9 protein-coding genes and 4 pseudogenes are annotated in these 20667 nt (G+C 72.1%); 6 read left to right on the top strand and 7 right to left on the bottom strand.

All coding sequences use genetic code 11. The features are described 5' to 3' along the window. Nucleotides 1-2324, bottom strand: a 2324-nt coding sequence (locus tag ACGFT1_RS35630) for a type I polyketide synthase (protein WP_373913137.1), incomplete at its 3' end; no start/stop codon positions are given. Between ACGFT1_RS35630 and ACGFT1_RS35625 the strand changes: the two genes are divergently transcribed. After that, on the top strand, nucleotides 2248-2418 hold the full coding sequence (locus ACGFT1_RS35625) for a hypothetical protein (RefSeq protein ID WP_373913136.1): 171 nt from the start codon (nucleotides 2248-2250) through the stop codon (nucleotides 2416-2418). The genes ACGFT1_RS35630 and ACGFT1_RS35625 overlap by 77 nt on opposite strands. Here ACGFT1_RS35625 and ACGFT1_RS35620 read toward each other — a convergent pair. Continuing rightward, nucleotides 2394-2450: pseudogene (locus ACGFT1_RS35620) on the bottom strand (hypothetical protein); the annotation flags it as partial. The gene ACGFT1_RS35625 and the pseudogene ACGFT1_RS35620 overlap by 25 nt on opposite strands. A gap of 218 nt (nucleotides 2451-2668) precedes the next feature. Continuing rightward, nucleotides 2669-9127, bottom strand: a pseudogene (locus ACGFT1_RS35615) (type I polyketide synthase); the annotation flags it as partial. Here ACGFT1_RS35615 and ACGFT1_RS35610 point away from each other — a divergent pair. Next, nucleotides 9090-9302 (top strand): hypothetical protein, encoded by a 213-nt coding sequence (locus ACGFT1_RS35610; protein WP_373913135.1) that lies wholly within the window; start codon nucleotides 9090-9092, stop codon nucleotides 9300-9302. The pseudogene ACGFT1_RS35615 and the gene ACGFT1_RS35610 sit on opposite strands and share 38 nt — an antisense overlap. A gap of 20 nt (nucleotides 9303-9322) precedes the next feature. Here ACGFT1_RS35610 and ACGFT1_RS35605 read toward each other — a convergent pair. The 4 genes and pseudogenes from ACGFT1_RS35605 to ACGFT1_RS35590 form a co-directional block, all read right to left on the bottom strand. Continuing rightward, nucleotides 9323-12370: pseudogene (locus tag ACGFT1_RS35605) on the bottom strand (type I polyketide synthase); the annotation flags it as partial. A 255-nt stretch (nucleotides 12371-12625) separates the two neighbouring features. After that, entirely contained in the window at nucleotides 12626-13525 is a 900-nt protein-coding gene (locus ACGFT1_RS35600; RefSeq protein ID WP_373913134.1) for a LysR family transcriptional regulator, read from the bottom strand. Nucleotides 13526-13887: 362 nt separating this feature from the next. Further along, entirely contained in the window at nucleotides 13888-14292 is a 405-nt protein-coding gene (locus ACGFT1_RS35595) for a hypothetical protein (RefSeq protein WP_373913133.1), read from the bottom strand. A gap of 5 nt (nucleotides 14293-14297) precedes the next feature. Continuing rightward, nucleotides 14298-14921, bottom strand: coding sequence for an RNA polymerase sigma factor (locus tag ACGFT1_RS35590; RefSeq protein WP_373913132.1), 624 nt, complete (start codon nucleotides 14919-14921; stop codon nucleotides 14298-14300). Between the two features lie 623 nt (nucleotides 14922-15544). Here ACGFT1_RS35590 and ACGFT1_RS35585 point away from each other — a divergent pair. The 4 genes and pseudogenes from ACGFT1_RS35585 to ACGFT1_RS35570 all read left to right on the top strand — a co-directional run. Next, complete coding sequence (locus tag ACGFT1_RS35585; protein ID WP_373913131.1) at nucleotides 15545-15778, top strand: RICIN domain-containing protein; 234 nt, start codon at nucleotides 15545-15547, stop codon at nucleotides 15776-15778. A 121-nt stretch (nucleotides 15779-15899) separates the two neighbouring features. Then, nucleotides 15900-17123 carry an MFS transporter gene (locus ACGFT1_RS35580; RefSeq protein WP_373913130.1) on the top strand — a complete coding sequence of 408 codons (1224 nt, stop codon included), beginning with the start codon at nucleotides 15900-15902 and terminating at the stop codon, nucleotides 17121-17123. 639 nt (nucleotides 17124-17762) lie between these two features. After that, a complete protein-coding gene (locus ACGFT1_RS35575) occupies nucleotides 17763-19889 on the top strand; it encodes a cellulose binding domain-containing protein (protein WP_373913129.1) in 2127 nt (708 codons plus the stop codon). 396 nt (nucleotides 19890-20285) lie between these two features. Beyond that, nucleotides 20286-20578: pseudogene (locus ACGFT1_RS35570) on the top strand (urease subunit gamma); the annotation flags it as partial. Between the last annotated feature and the right edge of the window lie 89 nt (nucleotides 20579-20667).

Raw genomic sequence — 20667 nt, 5'->3', positions numbered from 1 at the left:
GTGGGGGCGAGTTGTACGGGGTTGCGTAGGTTGCGGTACCAGTAGGTGGCGTCGAGGTGTCGGGTGTCGAGGGGGGTGGTGGTGACGGTGGAGTGGAAGGTGGTGTGGCCGGTGCGGGGGGTGATGTGGTTCAGGTCGTGGGCGAGGGTGTCGCGGATCGTTTCGACGTGGGGGGAGTGGGAGGCGTAGTCGACGGGGATTTTGCGGGCCCAGATGTCTGCGGTTTCGCAGTGGGTGAGGAGTTCGTCGAGTGCGTGGGGTTGGCCGGTGACGACGGTGGAGGTGGGGCCGTTGATGGCGGCGATGAATAGCTGGCCGGTCCAGGGGGTGAGGAGTTCCTCTGTCTCGGATTGGGTTAGTGCGAGGGAGGCCATGGCGCCGTTGCCGGAGAGGGCGCGGAGGGCTTTGGAGCGTAGGGCGATGATGCGTGCGCCGTCTTGGAGGGTGAGTCCGCCTGCGGTGACGGCGGCGGCGATTTCGCCTTGGGAGTGTCCGATGACGGCGGTGGGGGTGACTCCGGCGGCGCGCCAGAGGGCGGCGAGGGCGAGCATCATGGCCCAGGAGACGGGTTGGACGACGTCGACGCGGTCGAGGCCGGGTGCTTGGTGGTGGCCGCGCAGTACGGCGGTCAGGGACCAGTCGACGTAGGGGGCGAGGGCTTCTTCGCAGGCGGTGATGGTGTCGCGGAAGACGTCGGAGGTGTCGAGGAGATCGACGGCCATCCCGGCCCACTGCGATCCCTGCCCCGGGAACACGAACACGGCACGGGAGGGAGACACGCCCTGCTCGCCGCCGGCCTCCCCGGAGGCGAGTGCGTCGAGACCGGCGAGGAGTCCTTCGCGTCCGTCGGTGCCCGGGACGACGGCCCGGGACTCGAAGGCGGAGCGGCCGGTGGCGAGGGAGAACGCCACATCGCCGGACGCCAGTTCGGGCCGTGCCCGCACGTGGTCGGCGAGCTGCCGCGCCGCCTGGGCGAGTGCGTCCGCCGACCGTGCCGACACCACCCACGGCAACCGACCACCGTCCAGCGAGTTCTGCGCTCCCGGAGTCCTGACATCGGCGGGTGCTTCTTCGAGGATGGTGTGGGCGTTGGTGCCGCTGATCCCGAACGAGGAGACTCCGGCTCGCCGTGTCGTGCCCGCACCGGCGGGCCATGGGCGCGGCTGGGTCAGCAGTTCGATGCCGCCCGCGTTCCAGTCGACCAGGTCGCTGGGTTTGCCCACGTGGAGTGAGGCGGGTAGTTCTCCGTGGCGCAGGGCCATGACCATTTTGATGACACCGCCGACTCCGGCGGCGGCTTGTGCGTGTCCGAGGTTGGATTTGAGGGAGCCGACGAGGAGTGGTCGGCCGTTGCGTTCGCTGCCGTAGGTGGCGAGGAGGGCTTGTGCTTCGATGGGGTCGCCGAGGACGGTTCCGGTGCCGTGGGCTTCGACCGCGTCGACGGCCGAGGGGGTCAGGCCGGCGTCGGTCAGGGCGGCGTGGATGACGCGTTGTTGTGCGGGGCCGCTGGGTGCGGTGAGGCCGTTGGAGGCGCCGTCCTGGTTGACGGCTGTTCCGGCGACGACGGCGAGTATCTGGTGGCCTTGTCGCCGGGCGTCCGAGAGTCGTTCGAGGACCAGGATGCCGACGCCTTCGGCCCAGGCGGTGCCGTCGGCGTCCGCCGAGAAGGATTTGCACCGCCCGTCGGCCGCCAGGCCCCGCTGACGCGAGAACTCGATGAAGATGCCGGGTGTCGACATGACGGTGACGCCGCCGGCGAGGGCGAGTGAGCATTCGCCCGAGCGCAGGGCGCGTACGGCCAGGTGCAGGGCGACCAGGGAGGAGGAGCACGCGGTGTCCACCGTCAGGGCCGGTCCCTGCAAGCCCAGCGTGTATGCAACCCGGCCGGAAGCGACACTGGAGGTGGTTCCCGTGAGGCCGAACCCGGCCGCACCGGCAGCCGCCTCACCGAGCCGAGGACCGTACTCCTGGGCGATGGCTCCCACGAACACGCCCGTCGACGTGCCGTGCAGCGATCCGGGTGCGATGCCTGCCCGCTCCAGGGCCTCCCAGGACACTTCCAGCAGCAGGCGCTGCTGCGGGTCCATGGCCAGCGCCTCACGCGGCGAGATCCCGAACAGCTCCGCGTCGAACTCCGCGGCCTGTTCCACGAATCCACCGTTCCGGACGTAGGACGTGCCGGAGTGGTCCGGGTCGGGGTGGTAGAGGGCGTCGAGGTCCCAGCCCCGGTCGGCCGGGAAGCCGGAGATCACGTCGCGCTGCTCGGCGACGACCTGCCACAGCCCCTCCGGCGAATCCACCCCGCCGGGGAAACGGCAGCCCATGCCGACGACGGCTATCGGATCGTTGGTGCCGTCCTCCAGTTCGCGGACCCGCTGGCGGGACTCGTGGAGGTCGACGGTGAGGCGCTTGAGGTAGTCGACCAGCTTGTCGTAGTCCTTCGTGCTCATGATGGTGGTGCCCCCCGTAGACGTCGTGACGCTGTGCGTTGTGCGCGTGGACCCTGCGTCGCCGCTGTCGAGCCGTGCCCGGGCGGGCCGGGCGGAGCGAACCGAGTGAGCAGGGTGAGGGCGGGCGGGACGCCACGGAGCGTGGCGAGCCGCCCGGCCGAGAGGTGATGCGGTGCGATGTGATGCCGTGCGGTGAGGTGAGGTGTGGCTGGTGCGGGTCAGAGCTCGGAGTCGATGAACGCGAGGAGTTCGTCGACCGATGCCGACTGGACCCGTGTGGTCAGATCGTCGTGGTTGGTCCGGGACCGCTGGACCGGTACCCGGAGCAGCAGCGCCTGGAGCCGTTGGATGATCTCGGCCCTGGTGTCGTCGTCGGAGCGGTCCGCGAGTTCGGCGAGTGCCGCTTCCAGCCGGTCGAGTTCGGCCAGTCCGGGCGTGGTCGGCGAGGCGGTCGGGCCGGTGTCTCCGGCTTCGGCCGGTGCGAGTTCGCCGTGCAGGTGGGCGACGACCGCCCTGGGTGTCGGGCAGTTGAAGAGAAAGGTGGCGGGCAGCCGGAGTCCGGCGCCGGTCTGGAGCCTGTTGCGCAGCTCCACGAGGGTGAGCGAGTCGCAGCCCAGGTCCTTGAAGGGCCGGTCGGCGGGGATGCCGGCCGCTTCGGACCGGCCGAGTACGGCGGCGGTCTGCACCCGGACGAGGTCCAGCAGCATCTCGTCCTGCTCGGCCCGGCTCACCGCGGCGAGCCGGTCATGGAGGGACGCGGACTTCGCCGCCGTGACGGTGACCTGAGGGTCGGCAGGGCGCGGCGCGGCCGGTGCCAGATCCCGGAGCACGACCGGAAGTCGAGTGCCGAGCGCACCGAGCGCGGCCCGGTCGATGTGTGCGGGCACGAGTGCGGCGCTGTCCACGCGGAGGGCCGCGTCCAACAGGGCCAGCCCTTCCATCGGGTCGATGGGGGAGAGGCCGCTCCTGGCGAGCCGCCCCCGGTCGGCCTCGGTCAGGGCGCCCGCCATTCCGGCAGCGCCGGTCGTTCCCGTACCGCCGGTCGTCCTCGTGGCGCCGGCGCCCCCGTCGGTACCCGGCCCTTCCACCGCGTCCGCCCACAATCCCCAGGCCAGGGACAGCGCCGGCAGCCGACGGGCCCTGCGGTGCTGGGCGAGGGCGTCCAGGTAGGCGTTGGCGGCCGCGTAGTTGCCCTGCCCCGCGCCGCCGATCACGCCCATGACGGAGGAGAAGAGGACGAAGGCGGCCAGCTCCTGGCCGGCGGTCAGTTCGTGCAGGTTCCACGCCGCGGTGGCCTTGGCCGCGAGAACGGTGTCGAGGCGTTCGGGGGTGAGTGCGGTGATCACGCCGTCGTCGAGCACTCCCGCCGCGTGGACGACGGCGGTGAGCCGTACGCCGGTCAGCAGGTGCGCGAGCGCCTCGCGGTCGGCGGTGTCGCAGGCCGCGAGGTGGACCTCGGCGCCCAGTCCCGAGAGCTGGGCGACCAGTTCCGTCGCGCCGGGCGCGTCGGGGCCGCGGCGGCTTACCAGCAGCAGACGCCGGGCGCCGTGCTCGGTGACCAGGTGCCGGGCGACGAGTCCGCCCAGGGCCCCGGTGGCGCCGGTGACCAGCACCGTACCGGCCGGATCGAGGGCCACCGGCAGGGTGAGGACCACCTTGCCGACGTGCCGGGCCTGGCTGACGTGGCGGAACGCCTCCGGTGCCCGGCGCACGTCCCACACACTGACCGGCAGCGCAGACAGTGCCCCCGACGACAGCAGCCGCAATACCTCGCCGAGCAGTTCGGTGATCCGTTCGGTGGGCGCCTGGAGCAGGTCGAAGGACCGGTAGTCGACCCCGGGGTGCTCGGCCGCGACCTCCCTCGGGTCGCGTAGATCGGTCTTGCCCATCTCCACGAAACGGCCACCGTGCGGCAGCAGCCTCAGCGAGGCGTCCACGAACTCACCGGCGAGGGAATCCAGTACGACGTCCATGCCGCGCCCTTCGGTGGCCGCGGCGAACGCGGTCTCGAAGTCCAGGGTGCGCGACGACGCCAGGTGGACGTCGTCCAGGCCGAGGGCACGCAGCGCGCCCCACTTGCCGGGACTCGCCGTGCCGTAGACGTCCGCTCCCAGATGCCGGGCCAGTTGGACTGCGGCCATGCCGACACCACCCGCCGCCGCGTGGATCAGGACGCGCTCGCCCGCACGCAGACCGGCGAGGTCGACCAGGCCGTGGTAGGCGGTGAGGAACACGATGGGCGCGGACGCCGCCTGGGCGTACGTCCAGGCGGCGGGCATGACGGCGACCCGCCGGTGATCGGCCACGGCCACCGGCCCGAACGCTCCGGAGAACAGGCCCATCACCCGGTCACCGACCTCGAAGCCGGTGACGCCCGGTCCCACCTCGGTGACGGCACCGGCCCCTTCGAGACCGAGCAGGCCGGGATCGCCGGGGTAGAGACCAAGGGTGTTCAGTACGTCACGGAAGTTCACGCCCGCGGCGCGCACCGCGATCCGCAGCTCACCGTCGCCGAGCGGGGCCAGGGACTCCGGGCAGGGGTCGAGCACCAGGTGGTCCAGCGTCCCGCGTTCGCGGACCGCCAGCCGCCAGGCCGCCGCCCCGGCCGGGGGGACGAGGGTGCCGTCGGCCGTCGCGGGGCCGAGCCTGGGTACCAGCAGGGCACCTCGCCGCACCGCGAGTTGTGGCTCCGAGCCCGTCAACGGCCACGCGGAGCGGCAGTCGTCGGCCCACTCCACGTCCAGAAGCCCGATGCGCCCGGGGTGTTCGGTCTGCGCCGACCGCGCCAGCCCCCATACGGCCGCGTCGGCGGGGTCCGTCACGTCCGCGTCCGGTGCCGTGGCCACCGCACCCCGGGTGACCAGCACCAGCCGGGAGTCGGCGAACCGGTCGTCGGCCAGCCACGCCTGAAGCAGAGCGAGCGCGCGATGCACCGCGGACCGGACGCCGCCCACCGGGCCGTACGCGATGCCCACGGCCGGCGACGGATCGATGAGCGGTGACAAGCCGACGGTCGGCGACGAGTCCCCGCCCCGCGACGAGTCCCCGCCGGGCGACAGCTCCGCGAGCGGCGCGAAGACCACCGAGGGGGCGGGCAGCCCCGCGTCGAGGGTCTCACCCAGTGCCGTGAGGTCGGCGTAGCGAGGGCCGACGCCCAGGTCGGCGGTGCCGAGTACGGCGGCGTCCGGCGGCGGCTGCCGGTCCGCGCCGGCCGGCTTCCAGGCCAGGCGGCGGAGCGACCCTGGTACGACGGGGCTGTCACCGGCGGGGCGGAGGAGCAGTTCCTCGACCTCGGCGATCACCGTGTCGTTCTCGTCCATCAGGGTCAGCGCGACCGCGTCCGGCCCACCCGCGGTGATCAGGACGCGAGCGGTGCGTGCGCCGGGCTGGTGGACGGACACACCCCGCCAGGAGAAGGGCAGCAGACGACGGCCGGCATCGCCCAGCGCGGTCGTGACGACCGGATGCAGGGCCGCGTCGAGCAGGGCCGGGTGCAGTCCGTAGGAGGCCGCGTCGGTGACGGACGCAGGGAGGGCGACCTCGGCGAGCAGGTCCGCGCCGTGCCGCCACGCGGCGCGCAGGCCGCGGAAGACGGGGCCGTAGCTGTACCCGGCCGCGGCCAGTTGGTCGTAGCAGTCGTCGAGGGACAGTGGTGCGGACGCGGCGGCGGGCCAGCCGGCGGTGGCCGTGGGGGCCCCCGCATGCGGTGCGAGGAGGCCGGTGGCGTGCAGGGTCCACGGCTCTGTGGTGTCCTCCGGCGCGGCGGCGCGGGCGTGCACGGTCAGGGCGCGCTGCCCCTCTTCGTCAGGCGCGGCGACGACGAGCTGCACCTCCGCGCTGCCGTCCTCGGGGAGCATCAGCGGTGACGTCAGGGTGAGTTCGGCGACCCTCGGCGCGCCGGTCTGCGCTCCTGCCCGGGCGGCGAGCTCCAGGAAGGCGGTTCCGGGCAGCAGCACCGAGCCGAGGACGGTGTGGTCGGTGAGCCAGGGGTGCGTGCGGCGGCCGAGCCGTGCGGTCAGCACGGTCTGCCCGGACGCGGCGAGTTCGACGGCCGGCCCGAGCAACGGATGGCCGGCCGGTCCCCGACTGCCGTTCGCGGTCAGCCAGTAGCGCTCGCGCTGGAACGCGTACGTGGGCAGGCCCGGCCTTCGGCCATCGCCGAACACGGCGCGCCAGCGAGGGCTTCGGCCGCGGACGTGCAGGGTGCCGAGCGCGGTGGCCAGGGTGCGGCGCTCGGACCGGCCGCGGCGCAGCACCGGCACGAACGCCGTCGCCCCGTCGTCCAGGCAGTCCTGGCCCAGTGCCGACAGCACGCCGTCCGGGCCGAGTTCGACGAAGGTTCGCACCCCCAGATCGCGCAGCGCGGCCAGACCGTCGGACAGCCGTACCTCCCGGCGCACCTGCTGGACCCAGTAGTCGGCTGTGATGTCGGCGGGCCGTCCGGTGACGGTGGACACCATGGGGACACGCGGCGCGGCGTACCGAACTCCCGCCGTGACCGTGCCGAACGCGTCGAGCATCCCGTCCATGCGGTGCGAGTGGAAGGCGTGGCTCACGACGAGCCGGCGTGTCTTGCGGCCGTCGGCGGCGAACACGGCCGCGATCTGCTCGACGGCCTCGACGTCGCCGGAGATGACGACGGCGGTGGGGCCGTTCACAGCGGCGACGCTCACCTCGTGCTCGCGGCCTTCCAGCAGTGCGCGGACCTCGTCCGGTGACGCCTGGACGGCCATCATCATGCCGCCGGCCGGCAGAGCCTGCATGAGCCGGCCACGCGCCGCGACCAGTGCGCAGGCGTCGGGCAGGGTGAGTACCCCGGCGACGTGCGCGGCGGCGAACTCGCCGATGGAGTGGCCCAGTACGGCGTCCGGTGCCAGCCCCTGGTGCTCCAGCAGCCTGAACAGCGCGATCTGGAGGGCGAAGAGGGCGCTCTGGGTGTTCTCCGTCCGGTCGAGCGCCTCGGCGTCGTGGAACATCACCTCGTGGAGAGGCGAGGTGCCGGTCAGGGAGGCGCGGCAGGCGTCGAGTTCCCCGCACACCTCGTCCAGGGCGGCGGCGAAGACCGGCTCGGCCTCGTACAACTCGCGTCCCATGCCGACACGTTGGCTGCCCTGTCCGGTGAAGAGGTAGGCGAGCCCGTCGTCGGGGCGAGCCGTGCCGACGGTCAGAGCGGAGTGCGGTTCGCCACGGCTCAGCGCGGTCAGTGCCACCCGGGCCTCGGTACGGGTGCCGGCGGTGACGGCCGCACGGTGGTCGAGGGCGCTGCGGGTGGTGGCCAGGGCGCGGCCGAGGTCCCGGGCGGGTACACCGTCCAGAGCGTCCAAGGCGTCGAGGAGCACGTTGGCCTGGGCGCGCAGAGCCGGCTCCGTACGACCGGACAGCACCCACAGGGGAGCGGGGTCGTCCTGCCCGGCGTCGGCCTCGGCGTCGGCCTCGGGCACGGGCGTCTCGGCGGGTGCTTCTTCGAGGATGGTGTGGGCGTTGGTGCCGCTGATCCCGAACGAGGAGACTCCGGCTCGCCGTGTCGTGCCCGCACCGGCGGGCCATGGGCGCGGCTGGGTCAGCAGTTCGATGCCGCCCGCGTTCCAGTCGACCAGGTCGCTGGGTTTGCCCACGTGGAGTGAGGCGGGTAGTTCTCCGTGGCGCAGGGCCATGACCATTTTGATGACACCGCCGACTCCGGCGGCGGCTTGTGCGTGTCCGAGGTTGGATTTGAGGGAGCCGACGAGGAGTGGTCGGCCGTTGCGTTCGCTGCCGTAGGTGGCGAGGAGGGCTTGTGCTTCGATGGGGTCGCCGAGGACGGTTCCGGTGCCGTGGGCTTCGACGGCGTCGATTGCCGAGGGGGTCAGGCCGGCGTCGGTCAGGGCGGCGTGGATGACGCGTTGTTGTGCGGGGCCGCTGGGTGCGGTGAGGCCGTTGGAGGCGCCGTCCTGGTTGACGGCTGTTCCGGCGACGACGGCGAGTATCTGGTGGCCTTGTCGCCGGGCGTCCGAGAGTCGTTCGAGGACCAGGATGCCGACGCCTTCGGCCCAGGCGGTGCCGTCGGCGTCCGCCGAGAAGGATTTGCACCGCCCGTCGGCCGCCAGGCCCCGCTGACGCGAGAACTCGATGAAGATGCCGGGTGTCGACATGACGGTGACGCCGCCGGCGAGGGCGAGTGAGCATTCGCCCGAGCGCAGGGCGCGTACGGCCAGGTGCAGGGCGACCAGGGAGGAGGAGCACGCGGTGTCCACCGTCAGGGCCGGTCCCTGCAAGCCCAGCGTGTATGCAACCCGGCCGGAAGCGACACTGGAGGTGGTTCCCGTGAGGCCGAACCCGGCCGCACCGGCAGCCGCCTCACCGAGCCGAGGACCGTACTCCTGAGGCATGACGCCGGCGAACACGCCGGTCTGGGTGCCGCGCAGGGAGTCCGGGGCGATGCCGGCGCGTTCCAGACCCTCCCAGCACACCTCGAGGAAGGCACGCTGCTGCGGGTCCATGGCCAGCGCCTCACGCGGTGAGATCCCGAACAGTTCGGCGTCGAACTCGGCCGCGCCCTCCAGGAAACCGCCGTGCCGGACGTATGTGGTGCCTATCTGCGCGGGGTCGGGGTGGTAGAGGCCGTCGAGGTCCCAGCCCCGGTCGGCCGGGAAGCCGGAGATCACGTCGCGCTGCTCGGCGACGACCTGCCACAGCCCCTCCGGCGAATCCACCCCGCCGGGGAAACGGCAGCCCATGCCGACGATCACCACGGGGTCGTCCTGGCCGGAACGGGACACGGAGGCCGCCGTGTTGCGGCTCGGCTCGGTGTGCGCCGGCGTCTGCGGGTCGCTGAGCATCGCGGCCAGTTCGGCGGGGCTGGGGTGCTCGTAGACCACGGTGGTGGGCAGTGTGCGTCCGGTGGCGGTGACGAGTCGGTCGCGCAGCTCGACGACCATCGAGGAGTCGAAGCCCAGCTCCTTGAACCGTAGACGTGGTTCGACCTCGTCGGACCGGTGGTGGCCGAGGACGGCGGCGGCGTGCGCCCGCACCAGCTCCAGGGCGGCGGGGCCGGACAGCGACCGGGCCGGCGCGGTCTCCGGCGCCTCAGCGGTGTCCCCCACGGGCGCTGATGTCTCCGGCGTCGGCCCGGTGCCGGCCGTCGGCACGGCGGCACCGGCCGTGCGTTGTGCGGAGATCCAGTGCCGACGCCGCTGGAAGGGGTACGTCGGCAGCTCGGCGCGGGCGGTGCCGGCCGGCAGGACGGCGGACCAGTCCACTTCCGCGCCGTGGCAGAACGCCTCGCCGAACGCGAGCAGCAGCCGTCGCGGACCGCCTTCCGTGCGGCGCAAGGTGCCCAGCGCGGCGACCGGCACGTCCGCGGCCTCCGCGGTCTGCTGGACGGCGAGCGTCAGCACGGGGTGCGGGCTCATCTCGATGAACAGATCGTGCCCCGCGTCGAGCAGCGCCCGTACGGTCGGCTGGAACCGCACGGGTTCGCGCAGATTGCGGAACCAGTACCCGGCGTCGAGGCCGGGGCCGTCCAGCGCCGTCGCGGTCACCGTGGAATGCAGCGGTACCCGCCCGGCACGGGGCGCGATCCCGGCCAGGTCCGCGCGCAGCGTGTCCCGTACGGCGTCGACGTGCGGGCTGTGCGAGGCGTAGGCGACGGGGACGCGCCGGGTGCGGACGTCCTCGCCGTAGTGCGCGGCCAGCGCGTCCAGGGCGGCACCGTCACCGGCCACCACGGTCATGCCGGGGGAGTTGACGGCGGCCACACTGAGCTGCGGGCGACCGGCGATGTCCTCCCGTACCCGGTCCGCGGGCAGCGACACGGTGAGCATGCCGCCGCCGCGCCCGGCCAGCGCGCCGAGGGCCGTGCTGCGCACGGCGATCAGCCGGGCCGCGTCGTCGAGGCCGAGGGCGCCGCTGACGGTGGCGGCGGCGATCTCGCCCTGCGAGTGACCGACGACCGCGGCGGGTTCGACGCCCGCCGCCTGCCACAGTGCGGCCAGGCCGACCATCACGGCCCACAGGGCGGGTTGTACGACATCGTCGCGTTCCAGGGCGGGCGCGCCGGGACGGGCACGCAGCACATCGGTCAGGGACCAGTCGCGGTATGGGCGCAGCGCGCGCTCGCAGTCCTCGACGACCCGTGCGAACACCGGTGCGCGGTCGAGCAGTTCCTCGGCCATGCCGGCCCACTGCGAGCCCTGGCCGGGGAAGACGAACACCGCCGTGCGGCGGGTTCGCGGGCTGCTGCCCTCGACCGCGGCCGGGCTGACCCGGGCGTCGGCGACCGCGTCCAGGGCGGTCAGCAGGTCGTCCCGGCCGGCGCCGACGAGCACGGCCCGGTGGGTGAACGCGGTGCGGTCGTGGGCGAGGGCCCGGGCCACTTCGGTGGCGCCGGACTCCGGGTGGTTGGTGAGGTGTTCACGGAGCCGGGCGGCCTGCGCGCGCAGCGCCGCGTCACCGCGCCCGGACACCACCCAGGGGACGAAACCGCCCTGCCCGTCCGGACTCCGTTCGTCTTCCGGTGTGTTCACGTCGTTCGCGGCGGCGGCGTCCGGCCACTCGCTGAGCACCAGGTGGCAATTGGTGCCGCCCATCCCGACGGAGGTCACGCCCGCGACGAGCGGCCGGTCGGGGTGCGGCCACGGGCGGGTGGCGGTGGCGGGGGCGAGTCGCAGGTCGGCGAACGGTATGCCGGGGTTGGGGGTGCGGTAGTTCAGGGTCGGGACGAGCTCGCGCTTCTTGAGGCAGAGGATGGTCTTGACGAGTCCGGCGATGCCGGCGGCTCCTTCGAGGTGGCCGATGTTCGTCTTGACGGAGCCGAGCATGAGCGGGTTCTCTGGTGTGCGGGTCGGGGCGAAGACGGCGCCCAGAGCCGATGCTTCGACGGGGTCCCCGACCCGGGTGCCCGATCCGTGGATCTCGACGTACTGCGCTTGGTCCAGCGGGATTCCCGCGTGCTTCCAGGCGTCGCGCAGCACACGTTCCTGGGCTGGTCCGTTCGGGGTGGGGAGGGTTTCGCTGGCGCCGTCGCTGCCGACGGCCCCGCCGCGTATCAGGCAGTGGATGCGGTCCCCGTCGGCCAGGGCCCGGCTGAGGAGTTTGAGTGCCACCAGACCGCCGCCCTCACCTCGGACGTAGCCGTTCGCACGGGCGTCGAGAGCGTAACATCGGCCGTCCGGCGAGAGACTGCCGAAGGCCGCCAGGGCCCGGGTGCTCTCCGGCGCGAGGTTGAGGCTGACGCCGCCGGCCAGCGCCGCTGTGGACTCGCCGCGGCGAAGGCTCTCGCAGGCCAGGTGGACCGCGACCAGCGATGACGACTGCGCGGTGTCGATGACCATGCTCGGGCCCCGCAGGCCGAGGGTGTAGGAGATCCGGTTGGCGATGATGCCCCGGTGCAGCCCGGTCACCGTGTGCGCGGATGTCGCTCCTGGTCCGGCCGCGTGGGTGAGCGCCGCGTAGTCGTCGGCTATCGCGCCGACGAAGACGGCGGTGTCGGTGCCGCCGAGCGTGGCCGGGACGATGCCGGCGTCCTCCAGCGCCTCCCAGGCCAGTTCCAGCGCGAGCCGTTGCTGCGGGTCCATCGCGGCGGCTTCACGTGGGGATATGCCGAAGAACCCGGCGTCGAAGGTGTCGACCGAGGGCAGGAAACCACCGCGGCGCGGCGACCCCTCCGGTAATGCGGCGAGGTGGGCGCGGTCCGGGGGTGGGTCTGCTATGGCGTCGCGGCCGTTCCGCAGAAGGTCCCAGAATTCGGCCGGCCCAGAACCGCCGGGAAAACGGCACGAAAGTCCGACGACGGCAATGGCCCGGTCCTCGAGCTGATCGAATAGCGGCTGTGGTTCCCGGTCCCCGGCCGGCTGTTCCGCATTGTCTTCCGCATCGCCCGACGTGTTCCGTGCGGTGTCAGCCGATGGAGGTTGTGCATATATCTGGGCATGGCGGATCATGGTTCGGTAGCTCCCCCCGTGAAGCGCGATCATCGTGCTGCCGACTTGACGTCTGGCCGGACTTCAAGTCGGCTTCGGACGGTAGCACCGTGCCGCGCTCTGCGTAAACCAAAACCACCCAGAACGTCTCAACGGTTTTCCGGTATCCACCGGGTAACACCGCTCATGTCGGAGGGGAGTGGGGGATTCGTAATCCGGAACTCGATATACCGCATAATCGCGGGAGATCGGCATGGGGCGTGCCCGCGGTGTCGACTACGTGTGAACAACGCGTTCCCGCCGGGGCGCTGAACCGATTCCTCGTGCCGCGGAAAACGCGTCGACGTACGCCGTCACGAGCGGCGACCGGTCGTCACGCCGCCAGGCGAGAACCAGCTGTGTGGGTGGCAGGTCGGCCACCGGCCGGAACGCGATGCCCTCGACCGCGTGCCGTCGCAGAGCCGATTCGGGTACCAGCGCGATCGAGCGTTGCCACAGCACCGCGTGCAGGCACTCGTCGAGCGAGCGCACCTCCGGGCCACCGCCCGACGCGGACGGCTGCCAATGGGCCCGCCAGATCGCATCGACCCCGGCAGGCAACCGAACGGAGCTGCTGTGGTCGATGTCGCCCCTGGTCAGGGAACTTTTCCTGGCGAGGGGACTGTCCGCTGCCACGGCCGCGAAGCAGCGGTCCTCCTGGATCGCGCGCACGGCCACACCGGTCACGTCGAAGGGTGTCCACGTGATCGCCACGTCGATCGCACCGGCCGCGAGACCCATCGTCGGGTCGGCCAGATCCCCCTGTCGCAGGCTCACCACGGCCGCCGGATGGCTGTTCGCGAAGGCTTGGGCGACTGGTTTCGACAAGGCGGCCTCACCGGGTCCGAGCACCCCGACCCGCAGCGACCGGGCGCCGGTGACCTGCCGCACCACCCGCTCCTTGGCCCGGTCGGCTCCCGCGAGCAGCACCTTGGCCTCTTCGAGCAGGACGTCGCCGGCCGGGGTCAATCGCATTCCTTTGGGGCCCCGCAGGAACAGCTCGCAGCCCAACTCGGCCTCCAGCTCACGGATTCGCTGGCTGAGTGGCGGCTGAGACATGTGCAGCCGCCGGGCCGCCCGGCTGACGTTGCCTTCCTCTGCCACCGTCACGAAGTAACGCAGACCCCTTAAGTCCATAGCCGATACGATACCCAATCCTTTGCCACCGGTTCGGAAAAGATATTGGATCGCCGCGCGAAGCCGTGCTGAGATCGGGACATGAAGAAGCTCTTCGATCGCTTGTTCCGGTCATGCGCCCGCTGTGTCGATCACTGCACACCGCGCCGCTGGAAACGGAACGCCTAAGTCCCGGGAATAATTGATCAACATATCGAAACGCGCATACATGTTCGACGTCGGAGCGCTCTTCGAACATCGAGGCTGCGTCAGTGGTATCCGCCGTACGTGATGCCCGGCACCCAGAAAGTCACCTCCCGGATTCTGTCGACGCCGGGAGGGCTTTCGCGCGTGGGCTGATCTGATTCTTCCCTGGCGGTAGGTCAGAGGTTCGAACGTTCGCTGGGCGCGGATGCCGGAGTCGACACGGGCAGATGTGCCGGGACGGTGACGCCGGCAGACGGCTCGTCCGTGGCCTTCTTCGCCGGGTCCGCCTTGGTGAGCGTGCAGACGCCGTCCACGCAGTTGCGCTCCAGACGGCCGCGGGAGATGGTCTGGGCCAGGCCGACCATCCAGCAGGTGGGGCAGCCGCGGAAGGCGACCAGACCCAGCGGGGCCGCCACCAGGCTGACCGGGCCGACGACGGGCACCAGGGCGATCGATCCGATGACCAGCCCGAAGCCGATGACGCCGCGCACCAGATGGCGCGTGACGGACTTGCTCGCGTAGTTCAGCTCGGGTGCCGCCGGCTTCCCGGCCGGGGCTTGCGTGCTCTTCGTGAGCTTCACGGTGTTCAAGGTCGTAACTCTCCTCCGGCTGGGCGATCGACTGCTTGATCGGGTGTGTGATCGGGACCCTGATCGGATCCCTGGTCGGTCAGGGTCAACGACTGACGCAGGGTCGCGCGGGCTCTGTGCAGGCGCGACTTCATCGCGGGGGTGCTCAGGCCGAGCGACCGGGCGACGACGCCACCGGGCAGGCCCTGCACGTCCCGCATGATCAGGACCTGCCGCTGGTCGCGGGGAAGGGCGCTGATCGCGGCAGCGACCCGCTCCGCCTCCATCCGGCGCAGCACCGCGTCCTCGGCGGACGGCTCCGCGCACGCCTCCGGTTCGGCCGCCGTCTCGTCGCTCCGCGAGACGAGCAGCCGTACCTGCCGGAGGCATTCGTTGCGCACGATCCGGAACATCCATGCGGCGAGCGCGCCGGAGGCCCGCAGGGTGCCGATCTTCCGGTAGAGGATGATCAGCGCCTCCTGTGCCGCGTCCTCCGCGTCCTGCGGTGAGGCGCACAGCGATATGGCGAACTTGCGCACATGAGGCTGCGATTCCATGACGACGGTGGTGAGCGAGGTGACGTCGCCGTCCTGGGCAGCCTTGATCAGCCGCTCGTCCGGCCAGGAGAAGCTACGGTTCATGCGTCCTACTCATACCCGCAAAGCGCCGTGCCCGCAGGCGCTGGTCAGCTCCGGCTCCGCATGCGCTTGGTCAGGTGCCAGCTGCACGCGCCCACGAGCACTGCGCCGATCACTACGATGCCGATGATCATGGTGTCTCCTCCTGGTCTCCACCGGCCCTCGCGGCCGGTACACCGATAAGAGACGGGGACACCCGAAAAGGATTCAGCTCCGGCCGAAGAAAGTTCACGGGCCGACCCACCACCGGCCGGAACGCCCCTCCGCAACGCCCGCAGACCCTCCTCGACACCAGGTCGACGTACTCCGACTCACCTGAGTGCTCACGCGCGCACCGGCGGCCCTCGGTGCGGGGACGACGTTCTCCAGGTGCGGCCCCGCGCCCTCAGCCTCCGCGGTGCGCGGCTCGCCCGCTTGGTCGAGCATGTCCTTGAGCACCTCCGGCGGCCGGTCGCCGAGCAGCTCGTCACGGAAGACGCGGCCCACGGCGCGCGCCAGCGCAGTAGCCGTCCAACTCCCCTGCGCCCGGGCCACGGTGCCATCGCACCTGTCTCGAACCGGCCGGCGAGGGCCTCTACCGCATCCGATGGCACCATCCCCAGATGGGGAAGGGGTGCCTGACGATCATGAGTACCGGTCCGGTCAAGGGCATGCTCGAGCCCCGTATGGACTGTGCCCAGGCCACCCTGTTCCGTATGGAAGCCGCCTCCACCGACCGCGCCGGCGGTTACCGGCTCCGTCCGGCCGACAGCAGCAAGTGCATCGGCATCGCCGGCAACGCCTCCGCGCAGGGAGCCGAGGCGATCGAAGAACCATGTACCGGCGCGGCCGACCAGCGTTACCTCATCCGGGCGGGATGACGGTCCCGCCCGCACGCCTCGTCCTGCTGTCCGGACGTCCGGGTTGGAAAGACTGAATCGAGTGTTAAAATAACCGCGTTGGCCTTCGGCGCCCCGACGGGTGCGCTCGGAGGCTTTTTTCATGCCTTCTGACACCTCCATGCCCTTCACTCCGCCCCCTACCAGCTACCGCGCCCTGCTCCGCAACCGTGAGTTCGCCGGTCTGTACGCCGGCTTCACGCTGACGGCTGCCGCGAGCACCCTGTCGGGTTTCGCACTCGGCACGCTGGTCGACCACCAGACCCGGTCCCCGTTCCTGACCGCCGTGAGCATGTACGGCGCCACGTTCGCCACGGTGTTCGGTGCGCTGACGCTCATGTCGGTCGCGGACGGCAACCGTCCTCGCCGGACCCTCGTCCTGCTCCAGGGCGTCTCGCTGCTGGGCGTGGCCGCGCAGGCGATCCCGGGGCTGCCGCTGGCCGTCCGGTTCGGTCTCCTCCTGGTGCTGGGCTTCTTCCAGTCCCTCGGCACGGGGACACGGATGGGCCTGCTCGCCGAGGTGGTGCCGGCCTCGACGTACGCGCTCGCGCGGTCGCTGATGAACATCACGTCGGGCGGGACGGCGATCCTCGGCTACGCCATCGGCGCCGTACTGCTGCGGTGTCTCAGCCCGCGCGAGGTCTTCGTCATCGCAGCCGGCCTGACCGCGCTCGCGCTGGGCGTCGTGGCGGCGACCGTCCGGGAACACTCGATCCGGCTGACCCGGCGACCCGGGCTGCGGCAGACCTGGACGATCAACATCGCGCTGTTCTCCCACCCCGGCCAGCGGGCACTGCTGCTGAACCTGTGGGTTCCCAACGGCCTGATCGTCGGCTGCGAGGCCCTGTTCATCTCCTACGCCCCGCAGGACGCGGGCACGCTTCTGGCCGCCGGATCGGCCGGCATGCTCCTCGGGGACCTGGCGGTCGGGCGCCTGCTCAGCGCCGACCGGCGCCGCCGCTACGCTTTCGCCCTGCGCCTGCTGCTCGCCGTGCCGTACCTGCTGTTCGCCGCCGATCCGTCCACGCCGGTGGTGGCGGCCGCGGTATTCCTGGCCAGCGCCGGGTTCGCCGCCACCCTGCCGCTCCAGGAGCAGCTTCTCGCGCTGACCCCGGACCCGGTCCGCGGTCAGGTCCAGGGCGTCGAGTCCGCCGGCCGCATGACCTGGCAGGGCATCGGAGCCGCGATCGCCGGGGGCCTCGCCGAGCACCTCACCCCAGGTGCGACGATCACCGCCGTGTCCATACTTTCCGTCGTCATCACCGTCCTCTCGCGGCCGTTCGTCGTCCGCGCCCGTCCGGTCCGGCCCGAGGCGATCGACGCGTGAGCCGCAGCGGGCCGGCAGTCGGTCGCACCGCACCGCTTCCACCGGTGGCTGCCTCGACGCGGAACGAGCGTCCAGGCCGTCCTGGGGGCCGATGGGGACGTGTGGCCCCGGCGGTTCCCAGGCCGCGATGACGGGCCGGGTCCCACGGCCGGCGCGGGGGAGGCCCGGACCGCGATGAGCCCGCGCGGTTGATGCGCCTCCGTCCGGCGCGCTGAGGGTGTCCGCGCCCTCACCGGTCCAGCACGTCGGCGTCGACGCGCTCATCCTCGAGGCCGCCGCCCCCAGGTTCCGCCACTGCCCACCGGCCGCTGCCTGCCCGCGGGCCGGCAGCGGCCGGCCGGTGTCGTAGCCGCGTGGCGGCCGGGGGCCTCCCGGGGTCGCCAGGAGGCCCGATCGTCACTCCGTTGCCCAGGCGTTGACAAGGCGTCGCACCCCTCCCATCATGGGAGCGCTCCCACGGCGGGGGCCCTGCCGCCACACCCCCCCGCACGCGCACGATCGCCACCGCACCCCCGCCTCGCTTCCCGTGCCACCGGCGCCGAACGTCCTGCTGACGCGGCGGCACTTCACCCGTCCGGCGGCATGGTCCGACTACCTGCTGCCCGCCCGCGCCGCCGGACCACCTAGGGAGGAACCCGCATGTCCCCACTGCGCAGACCCGCCCGGCCGGCCGGCGCCGGCCTTCGCCCCCTCGCGCGCGGCGCGACCGTCCTGGCCGCCGCGCTGGCCCTGCTGCCCCCGCTGGCCGGCGTCGCGCCCGCCGCACCGCGAGCGGCCGGCGCCGCGGACGCCGAGGTCCAGGTCAACGCCCAGGCGGCGCTGGGCCGGCTGTCCGGCACCGCCCGTGGCGGCAACACCGCCATCTGGGACTCGCACATGAACGATCCCGAGGTCGCCCGCCTGATGAAGGCGGCCGACGTCGGCGCGATGCGCTACCCCGGCGGTTCCTACGCCGACATCTACCACTGGCAGACGCACACGGCACCCGGGGGATATGTCGCCCCGGGAACCGGCTTCGACTCCTTCATGGGCACCGTCCGCGCCACGGGGGCCCAGCCGATCCTGATCGCCGACTACGGGTCGGGCACGCCCGAGGAGGCGGCCGGCTGGGTGCGGTATGCGAACGTCACCAAGAACTACGGCGCGAAGTACTGGGAGATCGGCAACGAGATCTACGGCAACGGCCATTACGGCAGCGGCTGGGAGAACGACGAACACGCCGACAAGAGCCCCCAGGAGTACGCCCGCCAGGTGCGCGCCTACGCCGCGGCCATGAAGGCCGTCGACCCGACCGTGAAGATCGGCGCCGTCCTCACCGCTCCGGGCGAATGGCCGGACGGCGTGGTCGGCGACGGCGATCCCGGCGACTGGAACCACACCGTGCTCTCCGAAGTGGCCGACGTCGTCGACTTCGTGAGCGTCCACTGGTACGCGGGCGGATCCGACACCACGGCCCAGGACGCCACGGCGCGGCTGGCCAGGCTGCCGGGCGAACTGCGGGAGGTGCGCGGCCAGATCGACCGGTACGCGGGCACCGGCTCAGCGCGCATCGGCATCGCCCTCACCGAGATCAACGCCAACACGGGTGGTGCTCGGCTCACCGCGCGCCCCAACGGCCTGTTCGCCGCCGACGCGTTCATGACGGCCATGGAGAACGGCGTGTTCACCGTCGACTGGTGGAACACCCACAACGGGGCGGGCGGGATCACCGCCGTCGACGGCGAGACCGACTACGGCGACATGGGGATGCTCTCCAGTGGCGCCTGTACCGGTGATGTGTGCGAGCCGGCGCCGAACACGCCCTTCCACCCCTACTACGGCATGAAGATGACCGGCGAACTGGGCACCGCGGGCGACACCATGGTCGCTGCCGCCTCCTCCGCGCAGGACGTCTCGGCACACGCCGTGCTCCGTCGCGACGGGCGTCTGAGCGTCATGCTCGTCAACAAGAACGCGGACGCCGCACGGACCGTGGACCTCGCGTACGCGGGCTTCACCCCGTCCGGCACCGCACCGAAGGTCAGCCGCTACGCACGCGGCGACAGCGACATCACCGAGGTCACCGGCGGGGAGGCGTCCGCCACCCGGGTGACCGTGCCGCCGTACGCGTTGCTCACCGTCACCCTCGAACCGCGGGCCGCCACCGGACCCGGGGCCTCGGCCGCCGGAACGCCGGGCACCCCGCGACTGGAAGCGGTGGCCGACACCACCGCGCGCCTGTCCTGGGAGGCCGCGGCGGGCGCCGCCCGCTATCTCGTCCAGGAGCGCGACGGCGTCCACACCCACCTGGTCGGGGAGACCACCGGCACCTCCGTGACCCTGCGGAACCTGCCGCCGGGCAGCACCCACACGGTGGACGTGCTGGCGGCCGACGCGGCGGGACGGCTCTCCGCCCCGTCCTCTCCGCTGACCTTCACCACCGGCACCCCGGCGGACGCCACCTGCGCGGTGACCTACCACCGCGACACGGGCTGGGGCAATGGATTCGCGGCCACGGTCACCGTACGCAACCTCTCGGATACGGCGATCACCGGCTGGACCGTGGACTGGGACTGGCCGGCCGACCGCCAGTCGGTGTCCTCCGGCTGGGGCGCCACCTTCCACCAGACCGGCTCGCACGTGCGGGTGACCGCTCCCGAGGGCGCCGGGCCGCTGGCCCCGGACGGCGGATCGACGGCCTCCTTCGGATTCGTCGGCGCCAACGACGGGCCCAACCCGGACCCGACGGTCTTCCGCCTCAACGGCACCGTCTGCTCGGGCGGCTGACACCCGGCCCGCCCGGGATCCGGAACCGCAGGGCGACCTGCTCCCGGGCGGACCCACCCCGCACTCTGCTCGTCCGGCGCTGCCCGTGATGGGCGCCGGGCGACCGTGGCGCCGCGCTGTCGTGCCACGGTCCCGTCGACTGCCCTGCCCGAGGCGATGACCGTTCGAGAGGGTGCCCGGGAGGGCCTGGAGGAGCGGTCGGCGCACCCGCGGCCGGGCCCAGTGTGCCCCCGTGCCTCCGATTCATTCGATGGGGATCAACGGGGCGAACCTCCACATTTCGGGCGCCTCTTCTCTTCGATGACTGTCCGCGGCGGCCACGTGAGGGACACCGCACCGTGTCGCTCCGAAGAGCCGCGCGGTTCAGGGAAGCGACGAGGAAGAGAGGGGGATGGCGTGCATCTGACTCCGCATGGGCAGGAGCGCCTGCTGGTACACGTGGCGGCGGATGTCGCCCGGCGGCGCCGGGCGCGCGGGTTGCTGCCGAACTATCCCGAGGTCATCGCGCTGCTGACGGCACATGTCTACGAAGAGCGCGTGCCGGGGCGACGATCGACTCGGTGATGGGGTCGGGACGTCACGTGGTGCAGCGCGGCGAAGTCATGGACGGCGTGCCAGAAATGATCACCAATGTCCAGATCGAGGCGACGTTCCCGGACGGGACGAAGCTGGTGACCATTCACGAGCCGTTCGACGCGGCCGCCACCGGGGTGGCACTGCCGCTCGCCCAGGCGCCGGAAGCGGGGCGCCGCCCCCCCCGGCGGCGGCCCGCACCCGG

Source organism: Streptomyces sp. Y20, assembly GCF_043195475.1.
In the GTDB taxonomy this organism is placed as follows: Bacteria; Actinomycetota; Actinomycetes; order Streptomycetales; family Streptomycetaceae; genus Streptomyces.
This window is presented reverse-complemented; position numbering and strand designations above follow the sequence as displayed.